The sequence below is a fragment of the Pseudomonas laurylsulfativorans genome (assembly GCF_002906155.1).
GTDB classification, from domain to species: Bacteria; Pseudomonadota; Gammaproteobacteria; order Pseudomonadales; family Pseudomonadaceae; genus Aquipseudomonas; species Aquipseudomonas laurylsulfativorans.
The window spans coordinates 754,281-765,932 of the sequence record NZ_MUJK01000002.1 but is presented as its reverse complement, the minus strand read 5'-3'; the positions used below and the strand labels follow the sequence as shown (position 1 = coordinate 765,932).

The 11,652-nt window shown below is 60.8% G+C and carries 11 protein-coding genes; 4 read left to right on the top strand and 7 right to left on the bottom strand.

Annotation, left to right across the window (positions count from 1 at the left end):
* The first annotated feature begins 82 nt into the window (after positions 1 to 82).
* Together B0D71_RS09960 and B0D71_RS09955 are read left to right on the top strand one after the other, a co-directional pair.
* Complete coding sequence (locus tag B0D71_RS09960; protein ID WP_007911294.1) at positions 83 to 928, top strand: AAA family ATPase; 846 nt, start codon at positions 83 to 85, stop codon at positions 926 to 928.
* 12 nt (positions 929 to 940) lie between these two features.
* Positions 941 to 2,119: a vWA domain-containing protein gene (locus B0D71_RS09955; RefSeq protein WP_056721361.1), complete on the top strand. Its 1,179-nt coding sequence runs from the start codon at positions 941 to 943 to the stop codon at positions 2,117 to 2,119.
* 145 nt (positions 2,120 to 2,264) lie between these two features.
* Here the strand turns inward: B0D71_RS09955 and B0D71_RS09945 are convergent, their stop codons facing one another.
* The 4 genes from B0D71_RS09945 to B0D71_RS09930 all read right to left on the bottom strand — a co-directional run bounded on the left by B0D71_RS09945 (position 2,265) and on the right by B0D71_RS09930 (position 5,992).
* The gene (locus B0D71_RS09945; RefSeq protein WP_103394606.1) at positions 2,265 to 3,182 is read right to left on the bottom strand and encodes a 5-oxoprolinase subunit C family protein; all 918 of its coding nucleotides are present in this window, start codon (positions 3,180 to 3,182) and stop codon (positions 2,265 to 2,267) included.
* Positions 3,179 to 3,883, bottom strand: coding sequence for a 5-oxoprolinase subunit B family protein (locus B0D71_RS09940; RefSeq protein ID WP_103394605.1), 705 nt, complete (start codon positions 3,881 to 3,883; stop codon positions 3,179 to 3,181). The genes B0D71_RS09945 and B0D71_RS09940 overlap by 4 nt, the downstream gene beginning before the upstream one ends.
* Positions 3,880 to 4,632, bottom strand: coding sequence for a 5-oxoprolinase subunit PxpA (locus B0D71_RS09935; RefSeq protein ID WP_103394604.1), 753 nt, complete (start codon positions 4,630 to 4,632; stop codon positions 3,880 to 3,882). Before B0D71_RS09935 ends, B0D71_RS09940 begins: the two co-directional genes overlap by 4 nt.
* Before the next feature lie 73 nt (positions 4,633 to 4,705).
* Entirely contained in the window at positions 4,706 to 5,992 is a 1,287-nt protein-coding gene (locus tag B0D71_RS09930) for an MFS transporter (protein ID WP_103394603.1), read from the bottom strand.
* 146 nt (positions 5,993 to 6,138) lie between these two features.
* On the opposite strand from B0D71_RS09930, the gene B0D71_RS09925 reads away from it, so the two are divergent.
* Positions 6,139 to 7,053 (top strand): LysR family transcriptional regulator, encoded by a 915-nt coding sequence (locus tag B0D71_RS09925; protein ID WP_103394602.1) that lies wholly within the window; start codon positions 6,139 to 6,141, stop codon positions 7,051 to 7,053.
* A 155-nt stretch (positions 7,054 to 7,208) separates the two neighbouring features.
* On the opposite strand, the gene B0D71_RS09915 is transcribed toward B0D71_RS09925, so the two are convergent.
* From B0D71_RS09915 to B0D71_RS09905, 3 genes are read right to left on the bottom strand one after another with little or no spacing between them, the layout of a single operon-like run.
* Positions 7,209 to 7,751 (bottom strand): DUF2937 family protein, encoded by a 543-nt coding sequence (locus B0D71_RS09915; RefSeq protein ID WP_103394601.1) that lies wholly within the window; start codon positions 7,749 to 7,751, stop codon positions 7,209 to 7,211.
* Between the two features lie 11 nt (positions 7,752 to 7,762).
* Complete coding sequence (locus B0D71_RS09910; protein WP_103394600.1) at positions 7,763 to 8,539, bottom strand: class II glutamine amidotransferase; 777 nt, start codon at positions 8,537 to 8,539, stop codon at positions 7,763 to 7,765.
* 32 nt (positions 8,540 to 8,571) lie between these two features.
* The gene (locus B0D71_RS09905; RefSeq protein ID WP_103394599.1) at positions 8,572 to 9,069 is read right to left on the bottom strand and encodes an MFS transporter; all 498 of its coding nucleotides are present in this window, start codon (positions 9,067 to 9,069) and stop codon (positions 8,572 to 8,574) included.
* A 275-nt stretch (positions 9,070 to 9,344) separates the two neighbouring features.
* Here B0D71_RS09905 and B0D71_RS09900 point away from each other — a divergent pair, with 275 nt between their 5' ends.
* On the top strand, positions 9,345 to 11,399 hold the full coding sequence (locus B0D71_RS09900) for a S9 family peptidase (protein ID WP_103394598.1): 2,055 nt from the start codon (positions 9,345 to 9,347) through the stop codon (positions 11,397 to 11,399).
* The last annotated feature ends 253 nt before the right edge of the window (positions 11,400 to 11,652 follow it).

Sequence of the window (11,652 nt, the reverse complement as noted above, 5' to 3'; positions counted from 1 at the left end):
GCGTTATAGTCGGGGCTGACCATTTTATTGCGCCCCCCGCCCTGCCTCGTTCAGGTCGGCGTTACCGTTCGAGGATTAGCAGATGAAGTTCGAAGGCACCCAGGCCTACGTCGCCACCGATGACCTGAAGCTGGCGGTCAACGCCGCCATCACCCTGGAGCGGCCGTTGCTGGTCAAGGGCGAACCGGGCACCGGCAAGACCATGCTCGCCGAGCAACTGGCCGAATCCTTTGGCGCCAAGCTGATCACCTGGCACATCAAGTCCACCACCAAGGCCCATCAAGGCCTGTACGAGTACGACGCGGTCAGCCGCCTGCGCGACTCGCAACTGGGCAACGAAAAAGTCCATGACGTTCGCAATTACCTGAAAAAGGGCAAGCTCTGGGAAGCCTTCGAATCCGAAGAGCGGGTCATCCTGCTGATCGACGAAATCGACAAGGCCGACATCGAATTCCCCAACGACCTGCTGCAAGAACTCGACAAGATGGAGTTCTATGTCTACGAGATCGACGAGACCATCAAGGCCAAGAAGCGTCCGATCATCATCATTACCTCCAACAACGAGAAAGAGCTGCCGGACGCCTTCCTGCGGCGCTGCTTCTTCCACTACATCGCCTTCCCTGACCGTACCACGCTGCAAAAGATCGTCGATGTGCACTACCCAGACATCAAGAAGGACCTGGTCAGCGAAGCGCTGGACGTGTTCTTCGACGTGCGCAAGGTGCCGGGCCTGAAGAAGAAGCCTTCGACCTCCGAACTGGTGGACTGGCTGAAGTTACTGATGGCCGACAACATCGGCGAAGCGGTGCTGCGCGAGCGCGATCCGACCAAGGCCATCCCGCCGCTGGCCGGTGCGCTGGTGAAAAACGAACAGGACGTGCAACTGCTGGAGCGTCTGGCGTTCATGAGCCGTCGCGGCACCCGCTAAGAGGCTGATGCCATGCTGCTCAACCTGTTCAATGAAATGCGCGCAGCCAAGGTGCCGGTCTCGGTACGTGAACTGCTGGACCTGATCAACGCGCTGAAACAGCGCGTGACGTTCGCCGACATGGACGAGTTCTATTACCTGTCGCGGGCGATCCTGGTGAAGGACGAACGGCATTTCGACAAGTTCGACCGGGCGTTCGGTGCCTACTTCAACGGTCTGGAAAAGCTCGACGATCACCTGCAGGCGCTGATTCCCGAAGACTGGCTGCGCAAGGAGTTCGAACGCTCGCTGACCGATGAAGAGCGCGCGGCGATCCAGTCCCTCGGCGGCCTGGACAAGCTGATCGAAGAGTTCAAGAAACGCCTCGAAGAGCAGAAGGAACGCCACGCCGGTGGTAACAAGTGGATCGGCACCGGCGGCACCAGCCCGTTCGGTTCCGGTGGTTTCAACCCGGAAGGCATTCGGGTCGGCGACGCTGGCAAGCGCCAGGGCAAGGCGGCCAAGGTCTGGGACCAGCGCGAATACAAGAACCTCGACGATTCGGTCGAGCTGGGCACCCGCAACATCAAGGTCGCCCTGCGCCGCCTGCGCAAGTTCGCCCGTCAGGGCGCGGCGGAAGAGCTGGACATCGATGGCACCATCGACCACACCGCCAAGGACGCCGGGCTGCTGAACATCCAGATGCGCCCGGAACGGCGCAACACCGTCAAGCTCTTGCTGCTGTTCGACATCGGCGGCTCGATGGACGCCCACGTGAAGATTTGCGAAGAATTGTTCTCGGCCTGCAAGACCGAGTTCAAGCATCTGGAGTACTTCTACTTCCACAACTTCATTTATGAATCGGTGTGGAAGAACAACATGCGCCGCACCTCCGAGCGCACCTCGACCATGGACCTGCTGCACAAGTACGGCGCCGACTACAAAGTGATCTTCATCGGTGACGCGGCCATGGCGCCCTACGAAATCACCCAGGCGGGCGGCAGCGTCGAGCACTGGAACGAAGAAGCCGGTTACGTGTGGATGCAGCGGTTCAAGGAGAAGTACAAGAAGCTTATCTGGATCAACCCCTATCCGAAGGACACCTGGGGCTACACCTCTTCGACCAACATCGTGCGCGATTTGATTGAAGACCAGATGTATCCGCTGACCTTGCGGGGGTTGGAGGAAGGGATGCGGTTTTTGTCCAAGTAACGCATGGTCCCTGTGGCGAGGGGGCTTGCCCCCGTCCGGCTGCGCAGCAGTCGTAAAACCAAAGCATGCGGAGTTTCTGACACACCGCGGTTGCAGGTTTTGGGGTCGCTTCGCAACCCAACGGGGGCAAGCCCCCTCGCCACAGTTAAAAGCGCTGCAAATACTCGACATGTTCACGATGTGCCACATCCTGCACCACCGGCCGTAACCGCACCGGCGCCCCCGGCAAGCACTGCGCCAATCGCGCCAGCGCCAACGGCGTCAACGCCCCCAGGCGCGGATAACCGCCAATGGTCTGCCGATCATTGAGCAACACTATCGGCTGCCCGTCGGGCGGCACCTGCACCGCCCCCAGCGGTATCCCCTCGGAAATCATCGGTTTGCCCTGGTACTGCAACGCGGTGCCCAGCAGGCGAATGCCCATCCGGTCGGCACGGCTGTCGAGGTTCCACACGCTGTTGAACGCATCGAACAGGCTCTGCCCGCTGAACTCACCGATCTGTGCACCGAGGACCAGATCCAACGGAGTATCAAGGTTCAGGTCAGGCCGCTGGTCTGCGGTCAATTCGCGCAGCAACATCACCGAGTTGCCCGAATAGCTCAAGCTCGCGCCTTTACCCAGCGCACGGCCCATGCCATCCAGGCCACCAAGCTCCTCACGGACCACCGTCGCACTGCTGCCCAACACCTTCGGCGCATCGAAACCACCCGGCGCCGCCAGATAGGCCCTGGCGCCGAGCAACGGCTGGGTGAAACGCAATCGCTGGCCTTTGTGCAGCCGAAAACTGCGCCACGGTGCCAGCGCCTCGCCGTCTATCTGCGCGCCGAGATCCGCTCCGGCCAAGGCCAGCACGCATTCCTCTTCGGCCACGACGGTGAACCCACCAAGGGTGATTTCGATTACCGGCGCATCCAGTCCGTTGCCCAACAGCCAGTTGGCCCAGGACATCGAACGCCAATCGGCCGCGCCGCCCTGGGTCACGCCCAGATGCCGCACGCCGAACCGACCAGCATCCTGCAGCAGGCACAACGCCGTGCTCGCTTCAATCATCAGACGGCTCATGCCTGCGCCTCCAGAGGCGTATCGTCACCGCCCAGATTAATGAACTCGGCATGGCCGACGGCTTCGAAGCGCACCGTATCGCCCGGCTGCATCAGGCTGTAGCCGTCACGGTGGCGATCGAACAATCTGGCCGGCGTGCGGCCGATCAGGTTCCAGCCGCCGGGCGACACCACCGGGTAAGCCGCCGTCTGTCGTTCCGCGATGCCGACACTGCCGGCGGCGACTTTCTTGCGTGGCGTGCTCAGACGCGGCGCGGCGAGCACCTCTTCCACCAGCCCCATGAAGGCGAAGCCCGGCGCAAAGCCCAGGGCGAACACCTGATATTCACGCTCGCTGTGCCGACGGATCACCTCCTCCACCGCCAATCCGCTGCGCTGCGACAACAGGCTCAATTCCGGTCCGACACTCAAGTCGTACCACACCGGCAACACATGACATTGGCCGCGGGCATGCGCGTTGGGCGACAGGTCGATCAAGGCTTCGGCAATCAATTCCCGGGCCTGGGCAGGACTCAGCGCGGTCAGGTCGTAATGCACCATCAAGGTGGTGTAAGACGGCACCAGATCGATCAGATGCCCGGCGAATGCCGTGTGCAGACTTTCACTGGCCGCCAGCATCCATGGCATGTTGGTTTCGGCAATGTCATCGAACAGGCGCACCATCAGGCAATCCAGCGCCACCACTTCCACCCGCAGCTTCATGACGCGATCTGCCGGTTCAAGGCTTCACGGATACGTTGTACGGCTGCGACCGAACTGGCGTTGTCGCCATGCACGCAAAGGGTGTTGGCCTGCAAATGCAAGGCGCTGCCGTCGCTGGCGGTGAGCGGATCGCCACGGGCAATCGTCAGCGCCTGTTCGATGATTTTTTCCGGATCGTGATGCACCGCTCCCGGCAGTTGTCGCGAGAGCAGTCTGCCGGCACTGTCGTAAGCCCGATCGGCGAAGGCCTCGAACCACAGGGTCACGCCGTATTCATCGCCCATTTGTTGGGCGGCGCTGTTGTCGCGGGTTGCCATCAACATCAACGGCAGGTTGCGGTCATAGGACGCCACCGCCTGCAGCACGGCCCGCAGCTGGACCGGATTGGCCATCATGTCGTTGTACATCGCGCCATGGGGTTTGACGTAACTGACCCGGCCACCCTGGGCCCGGCAGATGCCGTCGAGGGCGCCGATCTGGTAATGCAGGATGTCTTGAAGCTCCTGGGTGGCATAGGCCATGGAACGCCGGCCGAACCCCACCAGATCCTGATAGGCCGGGTGCGCGCCAACTTGCACACCGTGGCTGAGGGCCAGGCTGACGGTCTTGCGCATGATGCTCGGGTCGCCGGCGTGAAAACCGCAGGCGATGTTGGCGCAATCGATGAAGGGCATGATTTCTGCGTCCAGACCCATGGTCCAGCTGCCGAAACTCTCGCCGATGTCGCAGTTCAATAGCAGGCGGCTCACGCTGAACACTCCTGTAGGCTTTATTCTTTTTAGCTGCGAGGCATATCTATAAGACAGGCCCGCAGGTTATCAGTTACTGGGCGTCGAGTTGCTTGCCACGGGTTTCCGGCAGGCTCAGGGCCGCGAGGATCACCACACCGTAGGACACCGCCGCAAAGGCACCAATGCCCACACTCAGCGGCACGGTCTGGCTGAGCAGGCCGATCAACAGCGGGAACAATGCCGCCAGCGCCCGGCCGATGTTGTAGCAAAAACCCTGGCCCGAACCGCGAATGCGCGTAGGAAACAGCTCGGTCAGGAACGCGCCCATGCCACTGAAAATCCCAGAAGCAAAGAACCCCAGCGGAAAGCCCAGCCACAGCATCACGCCGTTACTGACTGGCAATTGCGTGTACAGCAACACGATGGTGAAGGAGCCGACGGCGAACAGGATGAAGTTCTTTTTACGTCCGAGAATGTCGGTCAAGTAGGCGCTGATGACATAACCCACGTAGGAACCGACGATCACCATCGCCAGATAACCGCTGGTATTGAGTACGCTCAAGCCGCGTTCATTTTTCAGAAAAGTCGGTAGCCAGGACGTGATCGCGTAGTAACCGCCCAGCGCGCCGGTGGTCAGCAACGAAGCGCGAATCGTGGTGAAGAGCATGCCGGGGGCGAAGATCTCGTAGAACTTCGACGGGTTGCTCGGCTCCTGTTTCGCTTTGGCTTGACGATAGATTTCCGGGTCCTTGACCAGGCGACGGACAAAAATCACGAAAATCGCCGGCACGATGCCGAGGATGAACAGCGCGCGCCAGGCATCTTCCGGTGGCAATACCGAGAACAGCAGCGCATACAGAATCGCCGTCAGCCCCCATCCCAGCGCCCAGCCGGATTGCACCATGCCCACGGCTTTGCCGCGATCCTGGGCGCGAATGACCTCACCGATCAGCACCGCGCCGGCCGTCCACTCGCCGCCGAAACCGAAGCCCATCAGGGTCCGTGCAATCAGCAGTTGCTCGTAGCTCTGGGCAAAGCCGCAGAGGAAGGTGAAGAAAGCAAACCACAACACGGTCAGTTGCAAGGTGCGCACGCGACCGATGCGATCGGAGAGAATCCCCGCCACCCAGCCACCGATGGCCGAAGCGATCAACGTGCTGGTATGAATAAGCCCGGCCTGGCCGGTGGTGATGCCCCACATGGCAATCAGGGTCGGCACCACGAAGCTGAGCATCTGGGTGTCCATGCCATCCAGGCCATAGCCGATCTTGCAGCTCCAGAAGGTGCGGCGTTCCTGCTGATTGATGTTGCGATACCAGTCGAAAGGTCCCGGGCGGGCCGAGGCTTTCGGAATGGCGGTGGTGTCGGGCGCACTCATGGCAAATCTCCGCGCTGATTTTATTGGTATTGTTCTGAGCCCCGACGACGCCTATCGTGGGAACCGGATGCGTCGATTCTTGGACGCGCGCGCCTGCTGCGTCCAACTAATAAAAACCCGCCTTAGCCATAAGAAATCTTTATCCCATGAACCTGAAGTTTCTCGAGACCTTTGTCTGGGTCGCCCGACTCAAGAGTTTCCGCCTGACCGCCGACAAGCTCTTCACCACTCAGGCCTCGATTTCCAGCCGAATTGCGGTGCTTGAAGGCGAGCTTGGGGTAAAGCTGTTTCTGCGGGATTCGCGCGGCGTGAGCCTGACACCCGAAGGCCTGAAAGTGCTCGATTACGCCGAGCAGATGCTGGACACCATGCAGGCACTCAAGCAGTCGATCGAGACCCGCTCTAGCAAGGCCGGACGGGTGCGTATCGGTGTGATGGACACGGTGATCCATACCTGGCTCAGCCCATTGGTGGCGCAGATGACCGATCACTACCCGCTGGTGGAAATCGAGCTGGTCGCCGATACCTCGCTCAACCTCTGCGATCAGCTGCAAAAAGGCTTTCTCGATGTGATCCTGCAAACCGACCTGCTGCGCCAGGAAAGCGTGCGCAGCCTGGAACTGGCCAGCCACCCCATGGGCTGGATTGTCGCCAGCAACTCCATTTACAACCGCGAGTATTCAGGCATCGCTGATCTGGCTGGCGAGCGGATCATCACCTATTCGAAAAACTCCCATCCGCATCAGGAAGTACTCGCCCTGATGCAGGCCAATGGCGTGCTGACACCACGGTTGAACTGCGTGAACTCGGTGTCGGCGATTACCCGGCTGCTGCGCGACGGATTTGGCATTGGCGCGTTGCCGCCGGTGCTGGTGGCCGAGGAACTGGCGCGCGGCGAATTGACCTTGCTGGAAATCGATCAGCGACCACCCGACTTGCAGGTGGTGGTGTCGTGGCGAGTAGGTGTGGAGTGGGTCGAGGAGATTGTGGCGTTGTGTCAGCAGGTGCTGGAGGGGTATGCGCAGAAGGTGGGAGAGCGCTACATCGTCCTCTCCAGTTGATAGCATCCTGTGGCGAGGGGGCTTGCCCCCGTTGGGTTGCGAAGCAGCCCCAATACCCATCAACCAAATCATTCAGGTAAACCGCGGCTACCAATTCTACGACTGCTGCGCAGCCGAGCGGGGGCAAGCCCCCTCGCCACAGGAACCGCACGCTGTTACAACCCGCGCAGATCCCGCTCTTCGATCGGCCGGCTCTGGCGCAGACGCCTGCCGCCCAACACCACCCAGTCAATCAGACGGAACAGGCATTCGACCCCGAACGACAGCAGCAACGCCCCGCTCATACCCCAGGTCATCGCTTCGGGCGTCAGCAGGATCTGGTAGCTGTAGCCATTCCAGGTTTCCTTGCGGATATCCGGATCGGCGGCGAGCACCACTTGCAGGAAGCGGATGTACCACGGGCCCTGCATCGCCTGGAACTGCTTGTCCAAAGCCAGCTGGCGCGTCAGCAGGTTGCCCAGGCTGTCGGCGTCGCTGCGAAAAATCGGGTCTTCGCTGGCGCGGTAATGCGCGACCAGCGCCTGCATGTCACCCTTGAAGAACTGATTGGCAGTGTTCTGGAAGCCGCTCAGGCTGGCCTGTGCCTCGATCAGATGTGCTTCGACTCGCTTGGCGTAATCGTTGATGAACCCCGGCACCTGGACACCGATCAACAGGCCCGCCGCAAACAACACCAGCCGAAGATAACTGAGCAACATGCAAGGAGTCCTTATTCGGTCATGCCCTGACTGACGCATTCGCCGCGTCGCCACAGGCTCCATTGACCCGGTTCGTAGCGGGTCCAGGTTTCGTTTTCGGTCAGGGGTTCGGTGGCGATGACGGTGACCACATCGTTAGGCGTGGTTTCGGCCTGAAAATCGACGATCACGTCGACATCTTTCAAGCGCGCCGGGCCAAACGGGGCGCGACGGGTGATTTGCGCCAGCTTGGTCGAGCAATAGCAGAACAGCCAGTCGCCGTCGCTGAGCAGGCAATTGAACACGCCCTTGCTGCGGTATTCGGCGCAAGCAGCCACCAGGTCCGGCAGCAGTTCTTCGACCTCGACTGGTTCGGGGAACGCAGCACGTACACGGTTGAGCAAATCGCAGAACGCCGCTTCGCTGTCGGTATCACCCACGGGGCGGTAGAAACTGGCCGTTGGCTGAAAGTCAGCCAACTGGCCGTTATGGGCAAAACACCAGTTGCGTCCCCACAACTCACGGACGAACGGGTGGGTGTTGGACAAGCAGACCTTGCCGACGTTGGCCTGGCGGATGTGCCCGATCACCACTTCGCTCTTGATCGGATAGCGCTGCACCAGGTTCGCGACTTCCGACTCGCAGCTCGCCGCCGGGTCCTGGAACAACCGCAGCCCACGGCCTTCATAGAAGGCAATGCCCCAACCATCGCGGTGCGGGCCGGTGCGTCCGCCGCGCTGCATCAGCCCGGTGAAGCTGAACACGATATCGGTCGGGACATTGGCGCTCATGCCCAATAGCTCACACATGCTCGGACTCTCGCTCTATCGCAGGGGCAAGGTTACAGACGGGGTTCGACTCGCATCCGCTGAGGGTTGCTTGGCACGGGTGGACGACCGTAACGATCATCGCCGGCACCGCCGAATGGTTGATCATCCTCACGCTCGTCGGCGCGGACGGCGGCCTTGGTGGCAGCCTCACGCTCCTTGCGGGCGTTGGAAGCGCGTTCGATGGGGAAACGGATCGCCACCAGCACCAGATAGAAGCCGAACGCGATCATGCCGTACATGAACAGATCGGAAATCGCCCGCCAGGCGTTGTTGCCGACCTTGAACAGCAGGTCGAGCGCGGTAATGGCGATGGCCGGTGCGACCTTATCCTTGACCGGGTCAATGATGGTCGGGCTGAACAGCAGCACGGCCATCACCAGCCGCAGCGGCTCACGCAGCCAACGCCACATCCAGCGGGTCAAGCGCATCCACACCAACAGGCAGCCCAAAGCAGCAAAGGCGTAAAGGCCCCAAGCGATCAGATAGTCGTTCTCGGTCATGGTGTCCATGGCAAGGCAGGCAAAGAGGCGCTTATGATAACGGCTTTTCGCCCATCAGGCTGCATCAATGCCTTCGGTCAAGACACATAACCCTGTGGGAGTGAGCTTGTGTGGTGAAGGGGCTTGCCCCCGTTCGGCTGCGAAGCAGGCGCAATACAGACTCCGCGTGTTTGATTAAATACCGCTGTGACTGTTTTTAAGGCCGCTTTGCGACCCAACGGGGGCAAGCCCCCTCACCACACAAGCTCGCCAAACCTATTCCGTACACTGTTCGAGAGTCCTTCATGCCCCTATCCGCCAACATTCACGACGCTCCGATTGCCCACAAGGCTGAAGGCTCTGACCCGTATGCCTGGCTGCAAGAGCGCGATACCGATGCAGTGCTCGACTACCTGAAAGCCGAAAACAGCTATCAGGAAACACAAACCGCCGACCAGGCCGGGCTGCGCGAAACCCTGTTCGAAGAGATCAAGGGGCGGATTCTCGAAACCGATTTGTCCCTGCCCTCGCCGTGGGGACCGTACCTGTACTACACCCGCACCACGGCGGGCGATGAGTACGCCCGGCACTACCGCTGCCCGCGTCCGGCCGATGACAGCCTGACCCTCGACGAAAGCCGCGAACAACTGCTGCTGGACCCCAACGAATTGGCCAACGGCGGTTTCTTTTCGCTCGGGGCGTTCAGCATCAGCCCGGATCATCAACGCCTGGCCTACAGCGTCGACTCCAGTGGCGATGAGATTTACACGCTGTTCGTGAAGGAATTGTCCGACGGTCGCGTCAGCGAGCTGGAATTCCAGGACTGTGACGGCAGCATGACCTGGGCCAACGACAGCCTGACGCTGTTCTTTGGCGAACTGGACGACACCCATCGCCCACACAAGCTGTATCGCTATCGCCTGGATGGCACCGCGGCCGAAGAAGTGTTCCATGAGCCGGACGGTCGCTTCTTCATGCATTGCTACCGTTCAAGCTCCGAGCAGCAATTGCTGCTGTCCGTGGGCAGCAAGACCACCAGCGAAGTCTGGGTCCTCGATGCCTCCCGGCCCCAGCAGGCGTTTACCTGCCTGGCGCCACGGGTTGACGATCATGAGTACGACGTGGACCACGGCGTACTCGACGGTCAATGGACCTGGTTCATTCGCAGCAACCGTGACGGCATCAATTTCGCCTTGTACACGGCCATCGATACCGGCGTGGCGCCCACCGAAGACGATTGGCAGAACCTGATCCCCCACAGCGACACGGTGATGATCGACGGCATCAGCCTGAACACCGGGGCCATGACCCTCAGCCTACGGGTTGGCGGTTTGCCAATCATTGAGGTTCACCCGCAAGGCCTGGCGCCTTATCGCGTGCAACTGCCGGATGCGGCCTACAGCCTGCACGTGCAAAACAGCCTGGAGTTCGAAAGCGAGCGGATTCGCCTGCGATACGAAGCGCTGAACCGCCCCGCGCAAATCCGTCAGCTTGAACTGGCGACCGGCGAGCAGAAAGTCCTCAAGCAAACCCCGGTACTCGGCCCGTTCGATGCCGACGCCTATGTCAGCCAGCGCCTGTGGGCCACTGCGCCGGATGGCACGCAAGTACCGATCAGCCTGGTGATCAAGCGCGCAGACCTCGGCAAGCCCGTGCCGCTGTACCTCTACGGCTATGGCGCCTATGGCGAAAGCCTCGACCCATGGTTTTCCCATGCGCGTCTGAGCCTGCTGGATCGCGGCATGGCGTTTGCCATTGCCCACGTGCGCGGCGGTGGCGAACTGGGGGAAGCCTGGTATCGCGCCGGCAAGCAGGAACACAAGCACAACACCTTCAGCGACTTCATCGCCTGCGCCGAACACCTGATCGCCCAAGGCTTCACCTCTGCCCCGCAGCTGGCGATCAGCGGCGGCAGCGCCGGTGGCTTGCTGATCGGCGCGGTGCTCAATCAACGGCCAGAGCTGTTTGGCGCCGCCATCGCCGAAGTGCCGTTCGTCGACGTACTCAACACCATGCTCGACCCTGACCTGCCATTGACCGTCACGGAATACGACGAGTGGGGCAACCCTGAAGAACCGGAGGTCCATGATCGGATCAAGGCCTACGCGCCGTACGAAAACGTCAGCGCGCAGGCTTATCCGGCGACCCTGGTGATCGCTGGCTACAACGACAGCCGCGTGCAGTATTGGGAAGCCGCCAAGTGGGTGGCGAAGTTGCGCGCGACCAAGACCGACAGCAATCCACTATTGCTCAAGACTGAACTGGGTGCCGGGCATGGCGGGATGAGCGGTCGATATCAGGGATTGCGTGACGTAGCACTCGAATATGCGTTTTTGTTCAAGGTCTTGGCCATTGCCTGAGGAACTTGGCACGGTGTGCCGGTCTGAACTCCGCACACCCTTGGCCGATACAACCCGTATCCCTTGTAGGAGCAAGCTTTTGTGGCGAGGGGGCTTGCCCCCGTTGGGTTGCGAAGCAGCCCCAAAATCTCTGATACACCAAAGATCTTGTGAGTGCTACGCACTCAAACGGGGGCAAGCCCCCTCGCCACAGGCCCGCTCCCACAAGGGATTTGCGGTGAATTCAAGTCAGCAACAATCACAATAAAGACCG